The 13,607-nt window shown below is 45.9% G+C and carries 11 protein-coding genes; 5 read left to right on the plus strand and 6 right to left on the minus strand.

All coding sequences use genetic code 11. The features are described 5' to 3' along the window. From HMPREF9370_RS12200 to HMPREF9370_RS12490, 3 genes are all read left to right on the plus strand, one after another. The coding region (locus tag HMPREF9370_RS12200) for a hypothetical protein (protein ID WP_009116660.1) at positions 1–210 on the plus strand (210 nt) is incomplete at its 5' end. Between the two features lie 699 nt (positions 211–909). Beyond that, the gene (locus tag HMPREF9370_RS06765) at positions 910–1,986 is read left to right on the plus strand and encodes an ATP-binding protein (protein WP_009116662.1); all 1,077 of its coding nucleotides are present in this window, start codon (positions 910–912) and stop codon (positions 1,984–1,986) included. A gap of 276 nt (positions 1,987–2,262) precedes the next feature. After that, positions 2,263–2,388 carry a hypothetical protein gene (locus HMPREF9370_RS12490; RefSeq protein ID WP_009116664.1) on the plus strand — a complete coding sequence of 42 codons (126 nt, stop codon included), beginning with the start codon at positions 2,263–2,265 and terminating at the stop codon, positions 2,386–2,388. Positions 2,389–2,929: 541 nt separating this feature from the next. Here the strand turns inward: HMPREF9370_RS12490 and HMPREF9370_RS06770 are convergent. From HMPREF9370_RS06770 to rfbD, 4 genes are all read right to left on the minus strand, one after another. After that, positions 2,930–3,823, minus strand: coding sequence for an ABC transporter permease subunit (locus HMPREF9370_RS06770; protein WP_009116666.1), 894 nt, complete (start codon positions 3,821–3,823; stop codon positions 2,930–2,932). Then, a complete protein-coding gene (locus HMPREF9370_RS06775) occupies positions 3,816–4,787 on the minus strand; it encodes an ABC transporter permease subunit (protein WP_040667016.1) in 972 nt (323 codons plus the stop codon). The genes HMPREF9370_RS06770 and HMPREF9370_RS06775 overlap by 8 nt, the downstream gene beginning before the upstream one ends. A 10-nt stretch (positions 4,788–4,797) precedes the next feature. Beyond that, the gene (locus HMPREF9370_RS06780; RefSeq protein WP_174263009.1) at positions 4,798–5,922 is read right to left on the minus strand and encodes an ABC transporter ATP-binding protein; all 1,125 of its coding nucleotides are present in this window, start codon (positions 5,920–5,922) and stop codon (positions 4,798–4,800) included. 357 nt (positions 5,923–6,279) lie between these two features. Further along, positions 6,280–7,155 (minus strand): dTDP-4-dehydrorhamnose reductase, encoded by an 876-nt coding sequence (gene rfbD, locus HMPREF9370_RS06785; RefSeq protein ID WP_009116669.1) that lies wholly within the window; start codon positions 7,153–7,155, stop codon positions 6,280–6,282. 146 nt (positions 7,156–7,301) lie between these two features. Between rfbD and HMPREF9370_RS06790 the strand changes: the two genes are divergently transcribed. Together HMPREF9370_RS06790 and HMPREF9370_RS06800 are read left to right on the plus strand one after the other, a co-directional pair. Beyond that, on the plus strand, positions 7,302–7,631 hold the full coding sequence (locus HMPREF9370_RS06790) for a YnfA family protein (protein WP_009116671.1): 330 nt from the start codon (positions 7,302–7,304) through the stop codon (positions 7,629–7,631). A 244-nt stretch (positions 7,632–7,875) separates the two neighbouring features. Beyond that, the gene (locus HMPREF9370_RS06800) at positions 7,876–9,192 is read left to right on the plus strand and encodes a DUF445 domain-containing protein (protein ID WP_009116673.1); all 1,317 of its coding nucleotides are present in this window, start codon (positions 7,876–7,878) and stop codon (positions 9,190–9,192) included. Positions 9,193–9,456: 264 nt separating this feature from the next. Here the strand turns inward: HMPREF9370_RS06800 and HMPREF9370_RS06805 are convergent, their stop codons facing one another. Together HMPREF9370_RS06805 and glnD are read right to left on the minus strand one after the other, a co-directional pair. Beyond that, complete coding sequence (locus tag HMPREF9370_RS06805; RefSeq protein WP_009116675.1) at positions 9,457–10,644, minus strand: O-antigen polymerase; 1,188 nt, start codon at positions 10,642–10,644, stop codon at positions 9,457–9,459. Between the two features lie 293 nt (positions 10,645–10,937). Further along, on the minus strand, positions 10,938–13,496 hold the full coding sequence (gene glnD / locus HMPREF9370_RS06810; RefSeq protein ID WP_009116677.1) for a [protein-PII] uridylyltransferase: 2,559 nt from the start codon (positions 13,494–13,496) through the stop codon (positions 10,938–10,940). Positions 13,497–13,607 lie beyond the last annotated feature (111 nt).

Here is a 13,607-nt window from a genome sequence, read left to right on the forward strand (position 1 = left end):
AAAGATAAAAAATTTAATAATGAAAGTATTATTGAGATGTTAAACTCAGAAACAGAATATCTTACAGTACTTAAATCATGTTGTGATGTTATAGATGAAGAATTAAAAAAACTACCTGAAAAAGAAAAACGAGAAGCATATAGAGTGTCAAAATTTACAGACTCTATTAGAGAAAACATTATTAATCAATTTAACAGTCAGCAAGCGTAGCCTGCATAAAACCCTGCGTAGGTGTGTGCGGTACACACGCACGCGTTGTTCGGGCTTCTGTTCCAATGCCGTCTGAAACTTTCTTTTCAGACGGCATTGTTTTGTGCATAAATAATGCGGCGTGATTTTAAAATCTTTGTAGCCGATATGCGCTGTTCCCTTCAAAACCGCGTGCGTGACTGCGCCACACATCCTACCGATGGTTTAACGTTTGCTGTTTCAAACCTAAATCCGTAGGTCGGATTCTCGAATCCGACTTATTCCGCTGATATATCTCGGCATCACAGCATATCCTTATTTTGTCGGATACAAGTATCCGACCTACCAAGCTGTTTGAATTTTCAAAAGCAAGCCGTAGCCTGTACAAAAGCTAAATCCTATGCGTAGGGTGTGTGGAGTACGCACGCATTGTTCGGGCTTCTTCTCCAATGCCGTCTGAAACTCTCTTTTCAGACGGCATTGTTTTGAACAAAAATAATGTGGCGTGATTTTAAAATCTTTGTAGCCGATATGCGCTGTTCCATTCAAAACCGCGTGCGTGGCTGCGCCACACTCTACCGATAGTTCAATGTTACCTGCTTAAAAGCAAACGATCGTTAGTGCTTTAATTTTCATTAGACACCTTTATACAAAGATTGTTTAATTATACATATTATGTATAATTCTGTATAACAGTGTCTAATTCGAGATTATTCAGCCATGAAAGACCCTTTGTTTTTCCACCGCAGAGAATATGCCCGCAAGCTGATCAACAGCCTCAAAGACGGCATTACCCACGCTTTTACCTTGTTTGCACCGCGCCGCATGGGCAAAACGCAGTTTCTATTGCAAGACGTATTGCCGTTGGCGGAAGAAAACGGCTTGAATGTGTTTTATTTCTCATTCATGGACAGCGCAAACCCTACCGTTGATTTTCAGACGGCCTTATATCAATTTGCCCAAAATATTCAAACAGGAGGCAAGGCGAAAACTTTTTTAAGCAGCATCAATAAAATTGAAATCATGAGCGTAGGTTTGGAGCGTGAAATAAACAAGGTCGAGATTCCCCGCCTATCCGATCTGATCACGCTCATTGCCGCAGACAGCCGCCCCAGCCTTTTATTGCTGGACGAAATTCAAGAGCTGGCGCGCCTGCCTGATACAGACGGCCTGATCAGGTCATTCAGAACCGGGCTTGATGTGAATCAAAACAAAATCAAAGCCATTTTCACAGGCAGCAGCACCAACGGCCTACGAGCCATGTTCAACGACAATAAAGCACCGTTTTTCCATTTCGCTCACGCCTTGGATTTTCCTTTGCTGGGAAAAGATTTCACGGACTTTTTGGCAGACGTTTACCACGACAGAACGGGAAACAGCCTAGATAAAACAAAGCTATACAGCCTATTCGAACGCCTGCATCACACCCCGATGTATATGCGCGCCATCATTCAAGACATGATATTAAGCCCGTCTGTAAGCCTGGAAACGGCAGCGGCAAGCAGAATTGAAGAGTTGGGAGCGAGCCATGAAGAAGTCGGCCTATGGCAGCAAATGAAGCCGCTGGAACGGGCCATCATCAAAGACATCGCTACCAACCCCGATGCCAGCCCGTACAGCAACGAAAGCCGTAAACAATACGCTACGCTGCTCGGAGTGGAATCCATCAGCAGCAGCAGTACGCAAGGTGCAATCAGGCGTATGGAAAGACACGATTGGATAAGCCGGGACACAAGCGGCAAATTGATGATCAACAACCCTATATTTAAAATTTGGATTATCGAGAATATCAAATAAGGCCGTCTGAATTAACTGCGAGGGAGAAGCAAATGGAGAATTGTCTTCCGGAAAATACAAAAACCGGCTTTGTATCGGCGATTAGAGATAGACAGGTGGGTCGGTCGATATTTTAGGAAATATGGTTGTGAATGCGCTGGCGATGCACAACGAATATGTGATTTATGAAATCGACAGCAGGAATATCCAGAGCAGAATCAAGCTTTTTATCGGCGGACATACGGATAAATCTGAAAAAAATCATACGGGATAGATTCAATAAGGCGAGGTGCGATTATGTTCTTGCCAAAGCCATTCTCGCGTTCGATTGATTTTGAAACCAACATGCAGCGTATCGCCCATGCGTTGGCGATGTGTTTGAATAATGATGATGAAGACAATATCAATTTGTTCCCCCCTTGATTGCTGCGGTTCACAACGAGCAAAACCTGATTTTTAAAAACAGACTGCTTTATTATCTGCTGCCGAATGTTATTTTTGTTGGCCTTATGCGTTTTGTTTAAAGTGGCTTCTCGGGAAGTTTTATCCCGAGCATTTTAACGGAATCGGAATCTGCTATTCTTACTTCTGCATCTTCCAAATAAATATTGCTAATAAATAGGTTATCTGAAATATCTTATTCGGGAGATTCTTATTCTGTTTTGATAGGAATGGTATGATTTTATATATATATATCGTTTCGACTTGTTCATGCAAGGCCTGTCTGAAAAAACAAATTTCAGACAGGCCTATTCCGTATCAGCTTATAGTAAATAAACTTATTTTTTATCATATTTCCGTCATGCTCGGGATTGACTTGAGCATCCCCAGCCTTACTGAAACTCGAGATACCTCAGGTCAAGCACGAGTATGACAAACGCTTGGTATATATGAGAAACAAATAAAAAACCGCAGGATTATGTAATCATAATCCTGCGGTTTTGTTTGTATGGATGCAAGCGGTTTAATGATAAATGGCTTGTTCTACGGCGAGCTTTTCCTGACGTTCGGCTTCTGCGGTTTCCCGCTCACGTTTGGTAGCTTGGCGCATCATGTACCAATTGATGACAATCACCAATGTGCCGACGATGGCAATCATGATGGTAGCCAATACGTTCATCTGCGGATCCAAACCGCGTTTGATTTTAGAGAAAATCACTTGCGGTAGTGTGGATGAGCCGGGGCCGGAAAGGAAAGATGTGATGACCAAGTCGTCCAAAGAAAGTGTAATGCCGAGCAGGAAGCCGGATACGATTGCGGGGGCAATCAGGGGCAGGGTAATTACGAAGAAAATCTTCAAGGGGCGGGCACCTAAATCCATCGCGGCTTCTTCCAGCGATTGATCAAGCTCCATCAAACGAGAGCGGATAACCACGGTGATGTATGCCATACACAAGGTGGCGTGACCGAGGAAAATAGTGAAGAATCCGCGGTCGAGCCATTCGGCAGGGTTGCCTGTGATGCTTTGTATCATGCCTTGCACTTGAATAATCAGCAAAAGCAATGATAAGCCGGTAATCACATCAGGCATCACCATAGGAGCCGACACCATGCCTGCAAACAAGGTGCTGCCGCGAAAGCGCTTGATGCGCGCCAACGCGTAGCCTGCCAAAGTGCCGAGAATGACGGCCACGAATGAAGAAACCACCGCAATACGTAAAGATAACCACGCGGCTTCCAAAATCTCGCTGTTGTTGAGCAGGCGAGCATACCATTTGGTCGAGAACCCGCCCCACACGGTTACGAGGCGGGAATCGTTGAATGAATAAATCACCAATATGATCAAAGGGATATAGAGGAAAGCCATGCCGATAAACAGCATTATCTTGAGGAACCAAGACATTTTCTGATTAGCCATGTTTGCCTCCTTCTTCTAATTCGCGGTTTTCATAATGCTGGAACAGGGCAATGGGCACGACCAGCAGCAAAACCATAATCACGGCCAGAGCAGCAGCAAGCGGCCAGTTATTGGCATCGAAGAAGGTCATCCAGAGGGTTCTACCGATCATGAGATTATCGGAGCTGCCAACCAAATCGGGAATCACGAATTCGCCCACGCAGGGAATAAATACCAACATGGAGCCCGCGATAATACCGGTTTTGGATAAAGGCAGGGTGATGGTAAAAAATGATTTAATCGGGCCTGCGCCTAAATCGGAAGCGGCTTCCAACAGGCGGCCGTCGAATTTTACCAACTGGGTATAAAGCGGCAGAATCATAAACGGCAGGTAGGCATAAACCATCACGAGATTGAGTGAGAAGGTGTTGTAAAACATTTGCAGAGGCTCATCGATAATGCCGTATTTCATCAGCAGATTATTGATGATGCCGTTTTGGCTCAATAGCCCCATCCATGCATATACGCGCAATAGGAAAGAAGTCCAAAAAGGCAGCATGATGGCCAGCAACAGGGTGTTGCGGTAAGCGGGTTTTGCACGGGCTATGCCATAAGCCATCGGATAGCCTAAAAGCAGGCAGATAAGGGTGGTGGTAGCCGCAGTTTTTATCGACAGCCAATAGCTGCGCAGATACATATTATTGCCTGTGGCATCGCTCAGGCCGAACATCTGTTTAAGTGTGTCGGTGAAGTTGGCAAAAATTTCCTGATAGTTGTAATACACGAGATGCAGGGTTTGTTTGCCTGTTTCTTCATCGACTATAAATAGATCACTGTATGGTGGAATTTTCAGCTCTTGCTCGGCAAAGCTGATTTTCAGCACGATAAAAAACGGAATCAGGAAAAGCACCAGCAGCCAGATATAGGGTATACCGATAACAAGGCCGCGTCCGGGGCGCAGGCGGCGTTTGATGTTGACAGACATGGGCATTTCCTCAGCGGGTTAACGGGGTAGGCTGGTTTTCAGGCCAATCCAGATAAACTTCTTCATCCCAGGTAGGCGGCGTGATATTGCGCACATACCAATAAGGCGCAGGAACCTGGCTTTTGATAATGCGGCCGTTTTCCATTTGCACATGGTAGATGGCGAAGCTGCCGAGGTAGGCAATGTCTTTTACGATGCCTTTCGCCCAGTTGTGGCTATCGCGATGGGCTGGTTTTTCTTTATGCAAATCAATATCTTCTGGTCGGATACTGATCCAGATGGTTTGCCCTTCTTTACCTTCGAATTTTTGATCGGTGTAGATTTTGCTTGGCAATTCGGGGCAGTTAATTAAGGCATGGTGCTCGTTTATGCTGTCGACGGTGCCTTCAAAAATATTGGTTTCGCCAATAAATTCAGCGGTAAAGCGGCTGTTGGGGAAGTCATAAATATTACTGGGCGTGTCGACTTGTTTGAGCTGGCCGTCGGACATAATGGCTACGCGGGTAGCCATGGTCATGGCTTCTTCTTGGTCGTGCGTAACCATAATGCAGGTTACGCCCACAGTTTCGAGCGTATCCACAAGCTCAAGTTGGGTTTGCTGGCGTAATTTTTTATCGAGGGCACCCAATGGTTCGTCAAGAAGGAGGATTTTCGGGCGTTTGGCAAGACTGCGGGCCAATGCTACGCGCTGCTGTTGGCCGCCTGAAAGTTGGTGTGGCTTGCGTTTGGCAAATTTGGTCATCTGGACTAGGCGCAGCATTTGCTCCACGCGCTCGGCGATTTCGCCTTTGGGCATTTTGTCTTGCTTGAGACCGAAAGCGATGTTTTGCTCCACAGTCATATGAGGGAAAAGTGCATAGCTTTGGAACATCATGTTGATAGGGCGGTCGTAAGGAGCGAGTTTGGTAATATCCTGACCGTCAAGAATGATGCTGCCTTCGGAAGGGGTTTCCATGCCGGCAAGCATGCGAAGAAGGGTTGATTTGCCGGAACCCGAACTGCCCAGCAAAGCAAAGATTTCATGTTTGTCGATATTAAGGTCGATGTGATCGACAGCGTAATTGTCACCAAATTTCTTAACCAAGCCTTTGATTTGTAGATAGGGTTGATTGGCAGACGCAGTGGTCATGGCAATACTCCGGTAAAACGAGTACCGCAAAGCGGAATTTCGCAGGGGTGAAAATAAAGCTGTTTGATTGCTCTCCGTGGGAACCTTCAAGCGTTCGGGCAGCGCGAGAATGATTTTTTCAAAATCTGTGATTATATTTTGTTGTGGTAGGGCGGGGCAATCAAAAATTGATTTTTTCAGTGAAATAATCGGTTTAATCTTGATTGGGTGTTTTTTCAGATGGGTATTGTTGTATTTATGTTTGGTGAAATTTATAGTGGTATAAGCACAAGGTTGTTTATAGATTAATGAAATAGCTGCGGTATAAAATCAATGCCTGTCTGAAAATATTTTTCAGACAGGCATTGTGTTTTGCCGGCTTTATTAAGATTGCTCTTCAGCGAGCAACACTGGCACGATTTTGTTTAACGCAGCTTGCCAATCGGACACGTTCAGGCCGAGCGACTTGATTTTGTCGCAGTTCATCACGCTGTAAGCCGGGCGGGAAGCCGGTGTGGGATATTCGCTGGTAGCGATGCCGTTGGTGGTGGGTACTCGGAAATCGCGGCCGCTTTGCGAGGCTGTTTGGAAAGTGGCACGTGCAAAATCGCACCAGCTTACGGATTTGTCGCCGCAATAATGGTAGAGGCCGATGGGGAAGTTTTGCAGCTTCAGGGCGCCGATAATGGCTTGTGCCAGATCGCCTGCGTAGGTGGGGTTGCCGATTTGGTCGTCTACCACGCCTAAGGTGTCGCGGTCTTTGGCGAGACGCAGCATGGTTTTGACGAAGTTGTTGCCGTATTCGGAAAATACCCATGCGGTGCGGATAACCATGCTGTTGGGATTGGCGGATAGGGCAAGCAATTCACCGGCAAGCTTGGATTTGCCGTAGACGCCGACAGGATCCGGTGCATCGGTTTCCGTGTAAGGTGTTTTGGCATTACCGGGGAAAACGTAATCGGTGGATACATGTACGAATTTTGCGCCCACAGCTTGCGCGGCGGCGGCCAGATTGTGGGTGCCGGTGGCGTTGATGGCGAAGGCTTTGTCGCGTTCGCTTTCGGCTTTATCCACAGCGGTGTAAGCAGCTGCGTTGACTACGGCATCGGGTTGGAAATTTTTTACCATGTTCATCACTCCGGCAGCGTCGGTGATGTCGAGGGTTTTGGAATCGGTAGCGATTAATTCCCAGTCTTCCGGCAGGCGGTCTTTAAAGCAGCGGCCAAGCTGGCCTTTGGCTCCGGTGAGCAGAATTCTCATTTGTTGTATCCTTCTTTTGTGTAATCGTTAGTAATTTGGGCGACTATTGTATAGCCTATTGGAAAAATAATACAGTAACAAGTTTGGTTTTGTGCCATATGCAGCGATAAAATGTTTGCGGGAAATGCCTGTCTGAAAAGGTGGATATGAATAGTGTGGAAATGTTGCTGCTGTTTGGCATAACGGCGGTGATGGAAATTTTAGGCTGCTGGCTGCCTTATCTGTGGTTGCGGCAAAATGGTTCTCCATGGCTGTTGTTGCCAGCCGCAATTTGCCTTGCAGTGTTTTCTTGGTTACTCACGCTGCATCCTGAAGCGAGCGGGCGAGTTTATGCTGCTTACGGCGGGGTGTACGTGAGTACGGCTTTAGTGTGGCTTTGGTTGGTTGACGGCGTACGCCCGCAGCTCACGGATTGGTTGGGTGTGATTTTATGCTTGAGTGGTATGTTGGTAATTATGTTGGGTTCGGGCAGATAGGGATTAGGTTGAAATTGCTTAATTTTTAGGCAAATTTTAAATAGTGATATGTTTCAAATGTTAAAGCGGTTTATCCACATATTGTGCACATGGCTGCCAACATTTACTGTATATAGCCTGTATGCCTGTCTGAAAAAGCTGCCGAAGGTTTATTTGAAAGTATATCAAGGGGTTGAACAAATCTTTTTTGCGACCATGTATAAAATAAGAAACATTGATTGGGATAAATATTAAGGATACCGCCATGCAAACTCTATCTGCCGAAGTGCGCACTGCCAATGCTCGGGCGCGTTTGCGTAAAAACCGTATGTTTGCAACCGGCTTGCTGGTTTTGGCATGTGTGTTGTTTATTGTTGCTACGATTTTTGTGGGCCGTTACCCGGCTTTGGGCTATCTGAAAGCCTTTGCAGAAGCGGCAATGGTCGGTGCGCTGGCGGATTGGTTTGCGGTTACCGCGCTGTTCCGCCATCCGCTTGGTTTACCGATTCCGCATACGGCGATTCTGCCAAAAAACCAGCACCGTATTGCAGAAGAGCTGGGGCGTTTTATCGAACATAATTTTTTACAGGATAAACCGATTGCGCTTAGGGTGTATCAGGCCGAGCCGAGTGAAAAACTGCTTTATTGGTTGAGCAAAAACCGCAAACAATGGTTGCCCAATCTGGCTGCGCAGATTCCAACTTTGCTGAAAACAGCCAAGCCCGAGCAGGTGGCCCGTTTCGGAAGCCAAATGCTGATGCAGCAATACAGTGGTGACAAAATCGGCAAAGCGCTGGCGGATATATTGATTTCCGTCAAGCGGCAGGGGTTGGACGATGTGTTGCTTTGCGCTTTGATGAAGCAGATGCGCCGTTGGTTAAAACATCCTGAAACACGTATGATGCTGGAGCAGAGTTTGAACGAATGGGCGGTAAAAATCGAACGTGATGCGCCGAATACTTGGGATAAAATCAAAGCTTCGCTTAAAGGTACGCTGCTGGAAAAAGTGGACGGCTGGATTTCGGAAAAAGCTTTGGATTGGGCCGACGGCTATTTGGCTGCAGCATTGGAGAATCCGCAGCACAAGCTGCGCCGGTCTGCTTCGGAGCAGATTGACCGTATCGCACACGCATTAAGGCATTCTCGCTTATGGCACCGGCGGTTGGAGGCAACCAAACGTGAATTGGCGGCTTCGTTGGCTTTGCAGGAGGCGGTAACGAGCTTGTGGCAGGGTTTGCAGCAATGGTCGCATGAAGATGTGAAAAAAGCGGATTCGCTGGTTCGGGCGCAGATGGAAAAATTGCTGGAGCATATGCTGCGGCAGGCGGCGGAATATCCTCAGTTTATGCGGCGGATGGATGTGCGCGTTTCGCTGATAGTGCGTGATTTGGTAAACAACTATAAAGACCGTGTTGCGGCTTTCGTAACTGAAAAAGTGAAGGGCTGGGACAGCGCGCAGATGGTGGAAAAATTGGAATTGAGCGTGGGAAAGGATTTGCAGTTTATCCGCATCAACGGTACGCTGGTCGGCGGTTTGGTGGGGCTGGTAATCTATTGCGTGTCGGAGTGGGTGTTGAAGTAGTTTTTTGGAATTATTCAGATGGTTTATGGTGAACCAACTTAAAAAACGTATGCTTGTTATATTCTGTAGTTAAGTCACTTACATAGTAACAATAACGTCATACTCGGGTTTGGCTCGAGTATGACGTGTATATTTTTTCTTAAATTGATTGACTATAGTTTTAAGTCTGAGCATGATGGCGCTATAGTTAAACTAAAATTATCAATATCTCTCGTAAAATGCCTGTCTGAAAACTTTTCAGACAGGCATTATGCTGTCGTATGGTTAAGTCCTTTTTCTACTAATCAGCAGCAAGCAGCCTAAAAACATTTGAATCCAAGTTGAAATCAGAGTCATATATTGGTCTTGCAGCATTTGGGTTAGCAAGGGGTAAAGCGAGATGGCGTAAATAATCATGCAAAAATCGTTGGTTTTACGTGCTTGTTTATACAGTATCCAGTGTATCGGCAAAAAAATCAGTGGGATAAAAAAGCCGAACACATAGAAATCCCGCACATACACTTCATAAACTGTATAGAGATTGGTTGGTGCGGGTGTGAATTGATAGCCTTTTACAATCGGCCCGGGCGGATCGGTCAAACCGAATGCAGAGAGTATGCTCAAAATAAAACGCAAGGAATAATCGCCGAAAGCCAGTGTTTTTAATTCATCCGTAATCATGGATAGGGCTACGAAAGGTGCAATGAAATAACTATGTGCGCTTTCAATGAAGCTGGCAGCATTCTCGCTCAAAGAAGCATCGGCAGATGCGCCTTTAGAAGTTAGAGCAGCCACTAAAAAGAACATACCCAACAAAACAGAGCTCAAAACAGCCAGAGTTTTCAGTCTAATTTTACCCATCACGGCCAAGGGCGTAACCGTGAAGATAAAGATCATCAGGAAGAATGTGCGTCCGGTGGTGAGATAAGCATAAATCAGGGCGAGCAACACGGCTAACATTGCCTGCCATTTGTTCAGCTCTTTTTTTGCGGCGTAATACACGCCTACTGAAGCGCTCAAAAATGCCAGCGTATATAAATAGCCCAGTTTACCCATGTCTTTGCCTTCATTATTGAATACATAACGCAAGCGGGTGTAGCCCGAGCTGGTAAAAATACTTTCCCCTGCATAATCGACAACCATTTGATAAAACGTTGGCAATGCAGCAATTAATGCCAGCTGTATAATCGTAAATATTTTTTTATTCAATTGGTATTGCGGGGCATTCGGCATAAAGCCCGGCTTGAATGGCCGTGTACAGACCATCATGAATAAAGCAATCAGCTGTACACATATTTGAATGAATAAATATTCTTCTGAAATCGGTCGATAAGTGTGTTGAAAAAAAGCATAAGCCACAAAAATAGCCGACCAAACGCCGAAGTAGAGGGTAAACGGATTAAATGGCCCCAGTCTGAAATATTTAGATAGGAAAAATCCGCTTAAAGAAATGAGGGTTAAAATAACCAACATAGAATATCAAATGTGTTTGCCAGGATGAAAGTAAGTAAAAAATGCTTATTCATTATAATGCATTTGTTATTAATTTGTAATTTAAATTACGGATTTAAATGAAATTATTTTATATAAATTTACTTTATAAGATATAGTTAGCATAATAATATTTATTCTGGTTTTATATACGGTGATATATTTCGTTGCCACATGCTTTAAAAACAATGCCTGTCTGAATCTTTCAGACAGGCATTGTTTCAAAATTACACTGAAAAATCAGCCGAATGTTAAAGCATAATCATTTTAAATATTCAAATGCTTAGTTGCTCAAGAAGCCGCTGTTTTAATAGTAGCTGCTGTTTCGGGTTGGCAAGTTGCGGGCTGTATAGCAGAAAACTGTCTTCCACACGTTCGTCTAAAGTATTGATTTTGGCGTAGCGCAGGCTAATGCCGAGTTCGGCAAACACTTCTGTGATGTCGGCCAGCAGAAAAGGGCGGTTGACTGTAATAATCTCCAGCGTAAACCAGCCGGGATAGTCTTCTTCTTCGGAGAGAAACAGGTTGGGCGCAATCGGTTGATGTCGGGCGCGGCGGCTTTTTATTCCACTTGATAAATTATTGACGCGGAATTTGCCTTGTATAAAGCAGTTTAGTTCTTTTTCCAGCGATGTGCGGATGCGCGGGTAGTCGTGCGGGCTGTAATGATTGGGAAACTGAACAACGAATGTATCCAGAATATAGTTGTGTTCGGTTACGAAAGCGCGCGCTGCCACAATATCCAAGCCGGACCGGCTGAAAATGCGGCACAAGCGGGTAAACAGGCGGTCGGCGTTGGGCATGTATACCATTACTTGCAAAGTAGCGGCATCTTGCAGGTTGCGTATAGCAATTTGTGATTCTTCCAAATGTTCAATCAGAATCGGCAGATGCCAGAGGATTTCCTGCTCTTCATGCCGCACGAAATAAGCAGGACCGAGCGCTTGCCACAAGCGGCGCTGCTGCTTAGCATCATAACCGGCTTGAGTGAGCGCTTCGGTGGCACTGTTTTGGCGGATACTTGTAATGGCTTTGCGGTTTTTTTCCACACCGGCCAGGCGTTGTGCTGTCGAGTGAAACAAATTTTCCAGCAAACCGGCTTTCCATGAATTCCAGATTTTCGGGTTGGTGCCGCGGATATCAACTACGGTAAGCAGATAAAGGGCGGTCAACCGCTCTTGTGTTTTAACACGGTCGCAGAAACGGGTAATCACATCAATATCATAAATATCTTCTTTTTGGGCTACGGTGGACATTAACAAGTGGTCTTCAACCAGCCAAGTGAGCAGGTCACTTTCTTCTTGGTTGAGGAAATGGTCTCGGGCAAATTGTGCCGCATCTTTTGTGCCTTCCACGGCATGGTCGCCACCACGGCCTTTGGCAATGTCATGAAACATGGCGGCCAAATAAAGCACGTGTTTTTTCTCAAACGAATACATCAATCCCGAAGCAAAAGGTAATTCATGGGCATGGGCGTCTATGGCCAGGCGGCGCATATTGCGCAGCACCATCAGGATGTGGTCGTCAACAGGGTAAATGTGGAATAAGTCGTGTTGCAGCAGGCCGGTGATTTTTTCCCAGGCAGGCAGGTATTGGCCGAGCACACCGTAAAGATTGAGAAAACGCATGGTGCGGGTCAGGCCGTTACCGGTTTTGAAAAAGCCGATGAAGCGCTCGCGGTTAACGGGATTTAGGTAAAAATCTTTATTGATATTGCGGGTTGCTGCCCACCATTGGCGCAAAGTTTGGGGCGCGATGGTTTTCAAATCGTTGCGATTCTGGATGATTTCGATGATTTTGAAAATATGGGTAGGGTCGTTGCGGAACAGGTTTTTATCTTTTACCGCGATTTGGTTGTCGACTTGGTAATATTCGTCGTCGATATGGTGTATATGGCGGGGCAATACTGAATAAACACGGCCGCGGAGCATGGGGATAATGATGCCGTTAAGTTGTTTAACGGTTTTTGTGGCGCGGTAGAGCCGGTGCATCAGTTTTTCACTTTTTATGCGGTTATTGTCATTTTGAAAACCCATGTCTGTGGCGATTTTGTTTTGCAAATCAAAAATCAACCTGTCTTCTTCACGGCCCGCGGCCAAATGCAGCTCGATTCGGATGCGTGCCAGCTGCTTGTGGCTGTTGGAAAGCAAACCGGCTTCCATACGCGTGAGTACACGGTTATGCACCAATGAATGTGCTGATGTTGATAAACCCTGTGCTTTGGCCAGCCACATCATGGTGTGGATATCGCGCAGGCCGCCGGGGCAGGTTTTGATGTTTGGTTCAAGTAGTGCACCGGAACCTTTTTGCTTATCGTGGCGCTGCTGCATTTCTACCAATTTACCTTCGATAAACAGAGCGGCATTGCGTTGCAGGTTGAGTTTTTGAAGCATGGCATTCGCGGTGGCTTGGTCGCCGCAAATAAAGCGTGCTTCGAGGAACGCTGTTTCGCCGCTAAGGTCGTCTTCAATACTGCGGCATAATTGATCTATGCTGCCAACTTTGGCTGCGGGCGTAAGCTGCATATCCCATAGAGTTTGAATCAACGCAGTGGCGGCCTCTTGCTGCGCTTCGGTCAGCGCTGTGTTTGAAACCACGGCCAAATCCAAATCGGAATAGGGATACATTTCCCGCCTGCCGAAACCGCCTGTTGCCAGCAAGCATATGCCGCTATCGTCAAATAATTCCTGCCACAATGAGGAAAGCATGTTGTCTAAAGCTTGGGTGTATTGCTCGAAAAAAACATTAGGCTGCCGCTTGACCAAATAGGCAGCGATGGCTTGTTCTTTTTTTAGGCTTAATTCTTTTGCAAGGGTTGAGGCAGAGTTAGGCATGGCGGTTTCACTTAGTTGGTTTCAGACAGGCATTTTGATTCCGAATTATATAGCGCTATTGTTTCATCATGCATAATACGATGCCTGTCTGAAAAATATTCAGACAGGCAT

It is taken from the genome of Neisseria wadsworthii 9715 (genome assembly GCF_000227765.1).
Lineage (GTDB): Bacteria > Pseudomonadota > Gammaproteobacteria > Burkholderiales > Neisseriaceae > Neisseria > Neisseria wadsworthii.